This window comes from Candidatus Streptomyces philanthi, assembly GCF_059553635.1.
Genome location: NZ_JCANQV010000196.1, coordinates 1 through 11,296, shown reverse-complemented (window position 1 = coordinate 11,296; position 11,296 = coordinate 1). Strand labels below are relative to the sequence as shown.

The 11,296-nt window shown below is 74.3% G+C and carries 12 protein-coding genes and 1 tRNA gene; 5 read left to right on the top strand and 8 right to left on the bottom strand.

What is annotated here, in order from left to right:
• Positions 1-130: 130 nt before the first annotated feature.
• Both orn and AC51EU_RS20925 read left to right on the top strand, forming a co-directional pair.
• On the top strand, positions 131-751 hold the full coding sequence (gene orn, locus AC51EU_RS20930) for an oligoribonuclease (RefSeq protein WP_496268543.1): 621 nt from the start codon (positions 131-133) through the stop codon (positions 749-751).
• A gap of 104 nt (positions 752-855) precedes the next feature.
• Positions 856-931 (top strand) — tRNA-His (locus AC51EU_RS20925).
• An 84-nt stretch (positions 932-1,015) separates the two neighbouring features.
• Here AC51EU_RS20925 and AC51EU_RS20920 read toward each other — a convergent pair.
• Positions 1,016-1,666 carry an NAD(P)-dependent oxidoreductase gene (locus AC51EU_RS20920; RefSeq protein ID WP_496268542.1) on the bottom strand — a complete coding sequence of 217 codons (651 nt, stop codon included), beginning with the start codon at positions 1,664-1,666 and terminating at the stop codon, positions 1,016-1,018.
• Between the two features lie 117 nt (positions 1,667-1,783).
• On the opposite strand from AC51EU_RS20920, the gene AC51EU_RS20915 reads away from it, so the two are divergent.
• Positions 1,784-2,704 (top strand): helix-turn-helix domain-containing protein, encoded by a 921-nt coding sequence (locus tag AC51EU_RS20915; RefSeq protein ID WP_496268541.1) that lies wholly within the window; start codon positions 1,784-1,786, stop codon positions 2,702-2,704.
• 451 nt (positions 2,705-3,155) lie between these two features.
• Here the strand turns inward: AC51EU_RS20915 and AC51EU_RS20910 are convergent, their stop codons facing one another.
• The 3 genes from AC51EU_RS20910 to AC51EU_RS20900 all read right to left on the bottom strand — a co-directional run bounded on the left by AC51EU_RS20910 (position 3,156) and on the right by AC51EU_RS20900 (position 6,156).
• On the bottom strand, positions 3,156-4,562 hold the full coding sequence (locus tag AC51EU_RS20910; protein WP_496268540.1) for a sensor histidine kinase: 1,407 nt from the start codon (positions 4,560-4,562) through the stop codon (positions 3,156-3,158).
• A gap of 37 nt (positions 4,563-4,599) precedes the next feature.
• On the bottom strand, positions 4,600-5,292 hold the full coding sequence (locus AC51EU_RS20905; RefSeq protein WP_496268539.1) for a response regulator transcription factor: 693 nt from the start codon (positions 5,290-5,292) through the stop codon (positions 4,600-4,602).
• A gap of 99 nt (positions 5,293-5,391) precedes the next feature.
• Positions 5,392-6,156 carry a GNAT family N-acetyltransferase gene (locus AC51EU_RS20900; RefSeq protein ID WP_496268544.1) on the bottom strand — a complete coding sequence of 255 codons (765 nt, stop codon included), beginning with the start codon at positions 6,154-6,156 and terminating at the stop codon, positions 5,392-5,394.
• Positions 6,157-6,410: 254 nt separating this feature from the next.
• Here AC51EU_RS20900 and AC51EU_RS20895 point away from each other — a divergent pair, with 254 nt between their 5' ends.
• The gene (locus AC51EU_RS20895; RefSeq protein WP_496268538.1) at positions 6,411-6,992 is read left to right on the top strand and encodes a hypothetical protein; all 582 of its coding nucleotides are present in this window, start codon (positions 6,411-6,413) and stop codon (positions 6,990-6,992) included.
• Positions 6,993-7,003: 11 nt separating this feature from the next.
• Here the strand turns inward: AC51EU_RS20895 and AC51EU_RS20890 are convergent, their stop codons facing one another.
• The 3 genes from AC51EU_RS20890 to AC51EU_RS20880 all read right to left on the bottom strand — a co-directional run bounded on the left by AC51EU_RS20890 (position 7,004) and on the right by AC51EU_RS20880 (position 8,842).
• Positions 7,004-7,864, bottom strand: a complete 861-nt coding sequence (locus tag AC51EU_RS20890; RefSeq protein ID WP_496268537.1) for a spermidine synthase — start codon at positions 7,862-7,864, stop codon at positions 7,004-7,006.
• 133 nt (positions 7,865-7,997) lie between these two features.
• Positions 7,998-8,279 carry a chaplin gene (locus AC51EU_RS20885; RefSeq protein WP_496268536.1) on the bottom strand — a complete coding sequence of 94 codons (282 nt, stop codon included), beginning with the start codon at positions 8,277-8,279 and terminating at the stop codon, positions 7,998-8,000.
• A 158-nt stretch (positions 8,280-8,437) separates the two neighbouring features.
• On the bottom strand, positions 8,438-8,842 hold the full coding sequence (locus tag AC51EU_RS20880; RefSeq protein WP_496268535.1) for a hypothetical protein: 405 nt from the start codon (positions 8,840-8,842) through the stop codon (positions 8,438-8,440).
• A 235-nt stretch (positions 8,843-9,077) separates the two neighbouring features.
• On the opposite strand from AC51EU_RS20880, the gene AC51EU_RS20875 reads away from it, so the two are divergent.
• Positions 9,078-10,379 carry an NsdA family TPR-like regulatory protein gene (locus tag AC51EU_RS20875; protein WP_496268534.1) on the top strand — a complete coding sequence of 434 codons (1,302 nt, stop codon included), beginning with the start codon at positions 9,078-9,080 and terminating at the stop codon, positions 10,377-10,379.
• A gap of 33 nt (positions 10,380-10,412) precedes the next feature.
• Here AC51EU_RS20875 and AC51EU_RS20870 read toward each other — a convergent pair whose 3' ends face one another.
• Complete coding sequence (locus AC51EU_RS20870) at positions 10,413-11,006, bottom strand: histidine phosphatase family protein (RefSeq protein ID WP_496268533.1); 594 nt, start codon at positions 11,004-11,006, stop codon at positions 10,413-10,415.
• Between the last annotated feature and the right edge of the window lie 290 nt (positions 11,007-11,296).

Below are 11,296 nucleotides of genomic sequence, written 5' to 3'. Positions count from 1 at the left end.
CCGAGGCGGCGGACCCGGGACGCCCGGTGTCCGACGCCTATGCCGCGCGGATGCCGGAGCCGCAGCTCGGAAGGGGTGCCGGTCGGACCACGCTGCCCAGTCAGCGGGAGCGCCCCGTAGGGTGAGGCGTATGAACGATCGCATGGTGTGGATCGACTGCGAGATGACCGGTCTCTCGCTGGCGAACGACGCCCTCATCGAGGTGGCCGCGCTGGTCACGGACTCGGAGCTGAACGTCCTGGGCGACGGGGTGGACGTGGTGATCCGCCCTCCGGCCGAGGCACTGGCCACGATGCCGGAGGTGGTGCGCGAGATGCACACCGCCTCCGGCCTGCTGGCCGAGCTCGACGGCGGGACGACGATGGCGGACGCCGAGGCGCAGGTGCTGGCGTACATCAGGCAGCACGTACCGGAGCCGCGCAAGGCACCGCTGTGCGGCAACTCCGTCGGCACCGACCGCGGCTTCCTGGCGCGTGACATGCCGGCACTGGAAGGCCATCTGCACTACCGGATCGTGGATGTGTCGTCGGTGAAGGAACTGGCCAGGCGCTGGTACCCGCGGGCGTACTTCAACAGTCCGGAGAAGAGCGGCAACCACCGGGCGCTCGCGGACATCCGTGAATCCATCGCGGAACTGCGCTACTACCGGGAGGCGGTCTTCGTACCGTCGCCGGGCCCGGACTCGGACACCGCGAAGGCCATCGCGGCCAAGCACGTCCTGCCGCCCGAGGCACACTCCGCACCGAAGTGACGCAGCTCGCTCCCGGCGAACGGCAAGCCGGGAGCGAGCACCCCTTCGGACCCTGTACACTTTTCTCAGCCGGTGCGGGAAAGCACCACAGAGCACCGGCCATGGTGGGTATAGCTCAGCTGGTAGAGCACCTGGTTGTGGTCCAGGATGTCGCGGGTTCAAGTCCCGTTACTCACCCCACTGTCAAGGCCCCCGATCGTCCGATCGGGGGCCTTGAGTGTTTCCGGGGCCGGGGCGCGTGGGGCGGCCGGGGCCGACGCTTCGTCAGTAGGCGACGGTGAAGCGCTCGCCGATGTGCTGGGGGCGCTCGATCTCGTCGAGGACGGCGACGGCGTAGTCCTCGGCGGAGATACGGCTGGTGCCCTCGGCGTCGGTGATCAGGTCGTCGAGGGCGGTGCGGTAGGTGCCGGTGCGCTCGCCGGGCTCGATGGTGGCGGCGGGGCTGAGGTTGGTCCAGCGGACGTCGGAGACGGAGCGGTAGAAGTCCAGGGCGTCGCCGTGCGCGTGCATGATCTGGAGCAGGAACTCCGGCAGGCCCTCGCTGTCCCAGACCTGGGTGCCGTCGGCCTTGCGCAGCGAGCCGGCGCCGCCGACCGTGATCAGCCGCGGGGCCGCGTCGCCCAGGGTGCGCAGACCGGCGACGAGGGACTTGGCGGCGGGCTCGATGGTGGCGATGTGGCCGGGGCCGTCGCCGCCGCCGACCGCGCTGACCAGCACGTCCCGGCCCCTGGCGGCCTTGGCGACGGACTCCGGGTCGAGGATGTCGCCGGTGGTCACGGTGAGGTTCGGGTGGCTCGTGGTGATCTTGGCGGGGTCGCGGACGACCGCGGTGACCTGGTGGCCGCGGTTCAGGGCCTCCTGGAGGATGCGGCTGCCGATGGTGCCGTTCGCCCCGAAGATCGCGATCATGGACATGGTGTCTCCCAGTGGTTCCGAGTCCCGGAGGACTTCCGTTTTCCGTCATCAGCCGCGCTGACGTCTTCTACGCTAGAAGGAGCAGACGGACATTTCGGGGTAGACTTGGGACGAGCGATGGTCAAAATCCGACAGATGGGTCAGGAGGCACCTCCGGAGATCCGGGAGGTGGCGTTCTCCGCTCCGGCCGGGCGGCCCGCGGGCGTCGAGGTGATGACCCTGGCCGAGCTGCGGAAGCGGGCGGACGCCTGCCGGCTCGCCACGCCGCACCGCCCCGGCTTCCACCATCTGCTGACCGTCGACAGCGGCAGCCTGACGCACACCGTCGACTTCCACGCCCACACCGTCTCCCCGGGCGACTGGCTCTGGTCGCGCCCCGGGCAGGTCCACCACTTCGGTGACCTGGGCCGCGCCGAGGGCAGGCTGGTCCTCTTCGAGTCCGGGTTCCTGGACCCGGCGACCGCGTCGGCGGCCCGCGTCGAGGACTGGTACGGGCCCGCCGTGCAGCGGCCGCGGGGCGCGGCGGCACGGGGCGCGCTGGAGGCGCTGGAGCAGCTGCACCGGGAGTTCGCGGGGCTGGGCGGGCTGCCGCTGGAGGTGCATGTCGACGTCCTGCGGCATCTGCTGGCGGTACTGGTGCTGCGCCTGGCGCACGTCCGGACGTCCGGGGGCGCCGAGGACGGGGAGCCGTGCGAGGCGGGTGAGACGTATCTGCGGTTCCGGGACGCGGTGGAGCGGGACTTCGCGTACAGCCGCCGGGTCGCGGACTACGCCCGGTCGCTGGGGTACTCCCCCCGCACCCTGTCGCGGGCCACGGAGGCCGCCGCCGGGATCGGGGCGAAGGAGTTCATCGACCGGCGGGTGGTCCTGGAGGCCAAGCGGCTGCTGGCGCACGGCGACCAGTCCGCCGCCCGGATCGCCGACCGGCTGGGCTTCGCGGACGCCACCAACTTCACCAAGTTCTTCCAGCGCCACGCCGGGACCACTCCGATCGCCTTCCGCACGGCGGTACGAGGGAGCACGGGGGCGAACGCGTAACGGGGCGGGGCGCGGCGTGTGGGGGGAAGGACGCCGCGCCCCGCCGGGGGCGGGCGGTCCGGGTGGCCTGCCCGGACCGCCGGTAGCTCAGGGCCGGTGGGAGGACGCGCCGCCCGCACGGGGGGAGCCGCCCGCGACCGGCCCGGCCGGGCGGGCGGTGCGGCGGCGGGGTGCCGGGCGGCTCATCTCGTGCCTTCCTGGTGGCCTGGGGCTGAGGCCCGCCCCCGTAGGGATGGGGTGGCATCCGTACGGGGGCGGGTGCGCTCCGTGGGGGACGGGGGTGCGCGTCACGCACGCTAGCGGCATCGAAACGGACAAAGCGGTGTTTTGGCGTGGCGGGCCGTCGATTTATGGCGGTCTTAAGGAAGCGAAAGGGGGGCGTTAAGAGGCGGGATCGGAGGTGCTGCGGAGGGGAGGGCAAACCCGCGGTCCCCCACGCGCGCATCTCCCCTCACACCCGCCCCGCCGCTCGCTTCCCTCCCGCGCCGAGGCGGCGGCGGAGGCGGTGGCCGCTGCCCCGGCGGGTGCCGCCCCGGGGGTCGCGGGCGGCGAGGGCGAGCCAGACGCGTACCTCGGTGCCGCCGAGGACGGAGCGGCCGATGCGGACGTCGCCGCCGGTCGACTCGGCCAGGCGGCGGACGATGTCCAGCCCGAGGCCGGTGGAGCCGTCGCCGCCGCCCCCGTGGCCGCGCCGGAGCGCGGCGTCCGGGTCGGCGATGCCGGGTCCGGCGTCGGAGACCAGCACGATCACCGCGTCCTCGGCGTGGTGGACGTCGACGGCGAACGCGGTGCCCTCGGGGGTGTGCCGGAAGACGTTGCCGAGCATGGCGTCCAGGGCGGCGGCCAGGTCGGGGCGGGCGACGGGGACCCGGACCGGGCGGTGCACCCCGGCCAGCCGTACGGTGCGGCCCTCGTCCTCGGCGAGCGCGGACCAGAAGTCCATCCGTTCACGGATCACCTCGGCGGCGTCGCAGCCGGTCGCGGCCGCGGTCTGCTGGGTGGAGGTCCTCTGTTCCCGGGCGGTGCGGATGATCTGGTCGACCTCGCGTTCCAGCTGTTCGACGGCGGCGCGGGTCTGTTCGGCGGCCGGTCCGTCGCCGAGGGAGGCGGTGTTGAGCCGCAGTACGGTCAGCGGGGTGCGCAGCCGGTGGGAGAGGTCGGCCGCCAGCTCCCGTTCGTTGGCGAGGAGTTGGACGACCTGGTCGGCCATGGAGTTGAACGCGGCGGCGGCCGAGCGGAGTTCCTTGGGGCCGTCCTCGGGGACGCGTACGCCGAGGTCGCCGGTGCCGAGGTCGTGTGCGGCGGCGGCCAGCCGTTCGGCGGGGACCACCATCCGGGTGCCGAGCCGGTCGGCGACCGCGACCGAGCCGACGATCAGCGCCAGGCCGACGCCGGAGAGCACCATCCAGGAGGTCGCCACGCCCTTGGTGAGGGCGGCGTCGGGGACGTAGACCTCGACCACGGCGGTGCCGGTGGCGACGGCGGTCGGCTGGAGCAGCGAGGAGCCGCCGGGGGCGGGGGCGATGGAGGCCCGGCCGAGCTTGACGGCGGCCGCGACGTCCCGCGGCGCGGCCCGCCGGGAGCCGACCTCGGTGGGCCGGCCGCCCTTGACGGCCGCGGGGACATGGACGCCGATATGGCCTCCGGGGCCGGTCTCGGCGCTGGCGACGGCCCGTTCCAGCTGGGTGCGGTCGGTGGTGATGGCCAGGACGGGGCCGATGGTGGCGGCCTGGCGTTCGGCGTTGGAGAACGCGCGGTCGCGGGCCATCTCCTTGACGACCAGGCAGAGCGGGATCGCGAAGGCGACCACGACCATCACGGTGACCGCGAGGGCCACCTTGACCAGTGCCCATCTCACCGCCGCGGCCCCCTTCCGGGGGCGCCCGGCGCCGGGGTCACCGCGGCGGCTCCAGTTTCACGCCCACCCCGCGCAGGGTGTGCAGATATCTGGGCCGGGCCGCGGTCTCGCCCAGTTTGCGGCGCAGCCAGGACAGATGGACGTCGATGGTCTGGTCGTCGCCGTAGGACTGCTGCCACACCTCGGCGAGCAGTTCCCGGCGGGGGACGACGACGCCGGGGCGGGCGGCGAGGAAGGCGAGCAGGTCGAACTCGCGGCGGGTCAGGTCGAGCGGGATGTCGTCGAGCGACGCCTGGCGGCGCAGGGGGTCGACGCTGAGGCCGCCGACCCGCAGTACGCGCGAGGGGGGTTCGCCGCCGGGGGCGCCGGCGCGTGCGCGGCGCAGCACGGCGGCCATCCGGGCGGAGAGGTGTTCCACGGAGAACGGCTTGGTGAGGTAGTCGTCGGCGCCGTCGTTGAGCAGGCGTACGATCTCGGCCTCGTCGTCCCGGGCGGTGGCGATGATCACGGGTACGTCGGTGATGCCGCGCAGCATCTTCAGCGCCTCGGAGCCGTCGAGGTCGGGCAGTCCGAGGTCGAGGATGACGACGTCGAAGCCGATGTGGGCGACCTCGCGGAGCGCCTCCAGGGCGGTGCCGACGCTCCGTACGGTGTGGGACGCCTCGGTCAGATGCCGTATGAGGGCCGAACGGACGAACGGGTCGTCCTCGACGACGAGCACACTTGCCATGGGCGGCACCGTACGCCATTCGGGGGCCTTCGCTTGACCGGCATTGACGCACGGTCGACCGCGCGGGAGGGCGTCACCCGTGACGGTGTCGTGGACGGTTCACGGGGTGACGGCGTGTTCGGTGAAACGGCCGCAGGAGCGGAAGCCCAGGCGGCGGTAGACGGGTTCTCCGTCGGCGGACGCCTGGAGGACGGCGATGCGGTGGCCCCGGTCGAGGGCCGTGCGCAGGGCGGCGAGGGTGATCGCCCCGCCGTACCCGCGGCGGCGGTACGCGGCAAGGGTGCTGACGTTGTAGAGCCCGGCGACGCCCGCGTGGAGGAAGACCTCGGCCGAGCAGACGGCGCGGCCCTCGTGGTACCCGACCAGATAGCGGGCCGGGCAGTCCTCGGCCAGGGCCCGCGCGGCGTTGCGGGCGAAGAAGCCGCGGACGGTGGCGGCGGGCGGGGTCCAGTTCGCGGCGAGCACGGTGGCGTAGTCGGCGAGTTGACCGGGCGTGCTCGCCACGACGATGTCCGGTCCGTCAGCGGCGGGGCGCGGCAGGGTGTCGTCCAGCGCGGCCCACATGGCCGTCTCGTGCTCGGCGGCGGGCAGTCCGGCGTCCGTGAGGAGGCCGGTGAGGCCGGCCGGGGTGGAGGCGGGGCCGACCCACCAGGAGAAGGGGCGGCCGGTTCCCGACAGCTTCCGGGCGGTCTCCGCGACGCGCCCCGGTGCGGTGGCGGGGGTGAAGCGGGCGGCGGCGACGATGTTGAACGTGTCGTCGTCCAGGCCGCTGTCGGCGATCAGCAGGTCGCCGGATGCGGTGACGGTCGCGCCCGGCATGCCGCGGTGCAGATGGCAGGCGTGTTCGGCCAGATTCTGTTCCATCCTGGCCAGAAGACCGGTCTCGTCGGTGACGGGCGCGCCGAGGGGTTCCATGACGAGTGATCCCATCACGGCCGCTCCGGGGAGCGCACACGGTTTTCGGGGGCGTGCGCCGGCGCCCGCGGGCCCGGGCGCGCACGGCGCCGGTGCCCGTACGGTCGGCGGATACTGGACGGGCGCGAGGCTTCACCGTCCCTCGTTCCGACGGCCGACCGCCCGGGACCAGCCTCCCGGCGGCGAGAACCATGGGTGGGTGTGTGGTGAGAGGAAGCTCCGGCCGGGGGCTGATGCACGCGGCGGCCTGGACCACGGCGACCGGCGCAGCGGTCGCCCTGTCGTGGTTCGGGGTGCACACGGTCCTGGCCGGCACGGCGTACGACCCGCCGCGCGCCCTGCCGCTCTCCGGGACGATGCCGTCCTCGGAGCCCGAACCGGAGACCGCCGCCACCCCGGAGGTCTCCTCCACCCACCGGCCCCGCCCGACCCGCTCCCCCGCTCCCCGCGCCACACCGAGCCCCACCCCGGCGCGGACGGTCGCGCCCTCCCCCTCCGCCGACCGGCCCGCGCGGCGCCCCACGGCCGCCGCGACCGCCGGGATGATGACCGGCGGCGGTGAGGTCAAGAGCTTCTCCACGTCCGGCGGCCGGGTCGTGCTCGACCTGGGACAGCGCTCGGCCCAGCTGGTGTCGGCCACTCCCCGGCCGGGCTGGGACATGCAGGTGTGGAAGGAGGATGTCTGGCTCCGTGTCGACTTCTCCTCCCCGTCCGGCCACGCCACCGTGATCTGCTCCTGGAACGGGCATCCGCCGATGGTCCAGTGGAACGAGACCACGACCTGACGGGCCGGGCCTCAGCCGAAGACGCCGGGCGGCGGTGCCGGTGAGGCCGTCGCCGTGGCGTCGGTGACGGGCGCGGCGCCGCCGGTGAAGTCCCGCAGCGCCCGGCCGTGTTCGACGCGCCCCGGCTGCGGGTCGGTGGCCGCCCGCCGGGTCAGCCCGGCGACGGGCAGTTCGGCGTCGGCGGCCAGCAGTACGGCGTTGCCGAACCGTTTGCCGCGCAGTACGGCCGGGTCGGCGGTCAGGCACACCTCGGGGAAGATCTCGTGGACGGTGGCGATCTGGCCGCGCAGGAACCGCAGCGGCGGCCCGTCCGCGAGGTTGGCCGCGTACCAGCCTCCGGGGCGCAGCGCCCGCCGTACCTCGGCCACGAACTCGGTGCTGGTGAGGTGGCCGGGGGTGCGGGCGCCCGCGAAGACATCGGCGATGACCAGGTCGGCCCAGCCGTCGGGGATCTTGGCGAGCCCTTCGCGGGCGTCGGCGCCGCGTACTCTGACGCGCCAGCCGGGGTCCCACGGCATTTCGCGGCGCACCAGCCGGGTCAGCGCGGTGTCGATCTCCACGACCTGCTGGCTGGAGCGGGGCCGGGTGGCCGCGATGTAGCGGGCCAGGGTGAGGGCGCCGCCCCCGAGGTGGACGGCGCGCAGGGGTTTGCCGGGCGGGGCGGCGAGGTCGGCGATGTGGCCGAGGCGGCGCTGGTAGGCGAAGTCGAGGTACGACGGGTCGTCGAGGTCGACGAAGGACTGCGGGGCGCCGTCGAGGAACAGGGTCAGGCCGCGGGGCCGGTCCCGGTCGGGCCGCAGTTCCGCCGTGCCGCCGGCCACCGGCTCCACCACGGGTTCCGGGCCGCCGCGCCCGCGTCTGCTCTTCGCCATGACACCAGTATCGCCGGTGCGGGCGAGGCCGTATCCGCTGGTCAGCGGCCGGGGGCCGGGCCGCGCGGCGGCGGGCCGCCCGCACGCGAGGGCGCGGGCGACCCGCCGGCGGTGGCCAAGGCCGGAAGCCGGGTCACTTGTTCGCGCAGGTGTTCCCGAAGGCCGGGTTGAGCAGCGCGATGATGTCGATGGTGTTGCCGCAGAGGTTGATCGGGATGTCGATCGGCACCTGGATGTTGTTGCCGCTGATGAGGCCGGGCGAGTTGGTGGCGACGCCCACGGCGGTGGCGCCGTGGCCGCCGTCCTCGTGGCCTCCCTCGTTGCCCATGGTGCGGGCCGAGGCGGCCCCGGCACCGCCCAGTACCAGCGCGCAGCCGATCATGGCCGTCGCCGCGGTCGTGACGATCCGCTTCATCTCCGGATTCCTTTCGGTTGGGAACAGGCACCGGACCCAACGAACGCTTTTCTGTGAGGATGTGCGGATTCCCCCGTTAGGGGAGAAACGTTCCCCTTATTGGACGAGGGAGGGACGCGCGGCAAGACGCCCGGCGCCCCGCGCCCCGTCCCGGCACCTCAGCGGCAGCGGTCCACGGCCTCGATGGTGCGGGCCGCCTCGCCGAGCGCCCGGCGCAGCACGGCCGGGTCGGTGGCCTCCGCGTACGCGCCCTCCGGGGGGACCAGCCAGCCGGTGCCGTTCACCGGGGGTTCGGCGGCGGGGACGGGGGCGCAGGTCTGCGTGCAGGCGCTGCCGGGGACGTCCCAGCCGTCGGCGGTGCCGGGCGGCACCAGGAAGCCGAGGGTGTCGCAGCGTCCGTCGTGCAGGACCGGGCCGACGCCGTTGCGCAGCCGGAGGATGTCGACGGCCTCCAGGCCCTGCCGGGCCGGTACGGTGACGAGGTCACAGGGCCGCGACCGCTCGCCCCGCCCCCCCGTTTCCGTCGTATCGTTGACGCTCCTGCCCACGCCGGTCTCCCACACGGAAACCCCTCCTCACGCACGCGCCGCACATTGCCTGTGTCCAACGGCCCCGGCGCGTCAACGGCTACGGCGTCGTCACGCCGCAAAGGATGGCACTTCATGGCAGATCACGGGTGAGATATCCCGTTTGTAGCCAAACCCAGTGTGGCGGAATCATCACAGACGGTACGGTCGTGCCGCCGCACCGCGGCACCGCCCCACAGAGGTCACGGAGAGGGCACGGAAGAGGTCCGCCATGGCGTCGCCAGCAGCGCGTTCAACGTCGCTCCGCACTGTCCCCGTCCGCCCGAACACCGCCTTCCGGCAGCTGCGCGGCAAGCTGTCGCCGGGCGAGTTCGCCGCGGCGGTCCGCAGGTCCGCCCGCGAGATCGGCGAGCAGGTCTCCTGCGACGCCCGTTATGTGGGCCGCGTCGAGTCCGGGGAGATCCGCTGTCCCAACTACGCGTACGAGCGGGTGTTCCGGCACATGTTCCCCGGACTGACGCTGGCGGACATGGGGTTCGCGCCGCGCGAGACGGTCCGCGGACGGGCGGCGCGCACGGGGACGGGCACCGCGCTGCCGCCGGCGTCGTCCCTCTTCCGTGTGGAGAGCGGTCCGCCGCGCCGGCTGTTCTCCCCGGGCGGCCGGGCCGGGAGCGGTGAGGCGGCCGCCGTCGAGGCCGCGGTGCGGCACATCCGGGTACTGGACGACCGGATGGGCGCCGAGGGGCTCTACCGCCACGCGGGCGCCCCCCTGCGGGCCGCCTACGAGCTGCTGGACCGCGAGGTGCGCGACACCTCCGTCGCCGACCGGCTGTACGCGGGTGCCGGGGAACTCGCCGTCTCCGTCGGCTGGTTGGCGCACGACTCGCACCGTTTCGACGACGCCCGCTCGCACTACGCGGAGGCGTTGGCCACCGCCCGGCTCCGGGACGACGCGGCCCTGGAGGCACACGCGTTCTGCAACGTCTCCTTCCTGGCCCGTGACACCGGGCGCCCCCGGGAGGCGGTGCGGGCCGCGCAGGCGGCGCAGCGGGCCGCCCGGCACCTCGGCTCGTCGCGGCTGCTGTCGCTGCTCGCGCTGCGGGAGGCGGGCGGCTGGGCGGGGCTCGGTGACCGCGCGGCGTGCGAACGGGCGCTGCTGCGGTCGCAGCGGTTGTTCGTCCGCGGTCCGGCGGACGGTGATCCGGAGTGGATGACGTTCTTCGGGGAGGCCGAGTCGGAGGGCCTGGAGGCGCAGTGCTGGTCGGCACTGGGCGACGCGGGGCGCGCGGCGGCGCACGCGCGCCGGGCGGTGGCGCTCCAGGACCCGCACTTCACCCGCAACATCGCCCTGTTCACCGCGGAACTGGCCGGCGATCTCGCGGCCGGCGGCGTCCCCGACGAGGCCGCCGCCACCGGGACGCGGGCCCTGGACCTGCTCCACCGGGTCCGCTCCCCCCGTATCCGCGCCATGCTTCAGGGCACGGCGCGGGCGCTGCGTCCGCACCGGGGGGCGCAGCCGGTCGCCGCCTTCCTGGAGCGGTGTACGGCGCTGGGGGTCTTCCGTACGGCGTAGCCGGGGCGGGCCGCCCGCCCCGTGGCGCCGGGCTCAGCCCAGGTGGCCGGTGTCGTTCCAGCGCTCGATGGCGGGTTCGCCGTAGGCCCAGCCCAGGACCGACAGCGAGGTGGGCTCCAGGCGGATGCGGGCCGCGAAGGAGACGTCGAGGCCGAGCCAGCGGGCGCCGATCGAGCGCAGGATGTGGCCGTGGGCGAAGAGGAGGACGTCGCGCTCGCGCGAGCGGGCCCAGTCCACCACGCGGTCCGCGCGGGCGGCGACCTCGGCCAGGGTCTCGCCCTCGGGGACGCCGTCGCGCCAGATCAGCCAGTCGGGCCGGTCCGCCTTGATCTCGGCGGGGGTCAGGCCCTCGTACGCGCCGTAGTCGAGCTCCATCAGGTCGTCCCAGTCCTGGGCGCGGTCGCCGAAACCGGCCAGTTCGCAGGTCTCCTTGGCGCGCCGCAGCGGGCTGGTGCGGACCTCGACGTCGGGGAGGCCGTTCCAGGGGGCGTGGCGCAGCCGCTCGCCGAGGAGCCGCGCGCCGCGGCGGCCCTCGTCCAGCAGCGGGATGTCCGTGCGGCCGGTGTGCTTGCCGGACAGGGACCAGGCGGTCTGTCCGTGCCGGGCCAGGAGGATGCGCGCTGCCATGGGTGGTACCTCTCGCCGATGTCTCGGCCGTGCGTCGTGCGGTGCGGGGCCGGCGCGGGCGCGCGGCCCGTGGGACCGGTGGGGCTGATGGGGTCTTCCATCATCGCGCACCGGTCCGTTTTGTCCGTGGCCGGGGTGTACGCCGCCTCCCCTGGGCCGTGGCGGACGAGGCCGGGCCGTCGGGCGGGCGGGCCGGTTGTCAGTGGCGGATGCGAGACTTCCGGGCGTGAACGGTTCCCGCGACAGTCGACCCGCGGCGCACGTGCCGCGAACGGAGCACCCGGCGCCCG

Bases quoted from the DNA above. Each gene is read 5' to 3' on its own strand.
- orn (WP_496268543.1), top strand. From the start codon at position 131: ATGAACGATCGCATGGTGTGGATCGACTGCGAGATGACCGGTCTCTCG.
- AC51EU_RS20920 (WP_496268542.1), bottom strand. From the start codon at position 1,666: ATGTCCATGATCGCGATCTTCGGGGCGAACGGCACCATCGGCAGCCGC.
- AC51EU_RS20915 (WP_496268541.1), top strand. From the start codon at position 1,784: ATGGTCAAAATCCGACAGATGGGTCAGGAGGCACCTCCGGAGATCCGG.
- AC51EU_RS20905 (WP_496268539.1), bottom strand. From the start codon at position 5,292: ATGGCAAGTGTGCTCGTCGTCGAGGACGACCCGTTCGTCCGTTCGGCC.
- AC51EU_RS20900 (WP_496268544.1), bottom strand. From the start codon at position 6,156: ATGGAACAGAATCTGGCCGAACACGCCTGCCATCTGCACCGCGGCATG.
- AC51EU_RS20890 (WP_496268537.1), bottom strand. From the start codon at position 7,864: ATGGCGAAGAGCAGACGCGGGCGCGGCGGCCCGGAACCCGTGGTGGAG.
- AC51EU_RS20885 (WP_496268536.1), bottom strand. From the start codon at position 8,279: ATGAAGCGGATCGTCACGACCGCGGCGACGGCCATGATCGGCTGCGCG.
- AC51EU_RS20875 (WP_496268534.1), top strand. From the start codon at position 9,078: ATGGCGTCGCCAGCAGCGCGTTCAACGTCGCTCCGCACTGTCCCCGTC.
- AC51EU_RS20870 (WP_496268533.1), bottom strand. From the start codon at position 11,006: ATGGCAGCGCGCATCCTCCTGGCCCGGCACGGACAGACCGCCTGGTCC.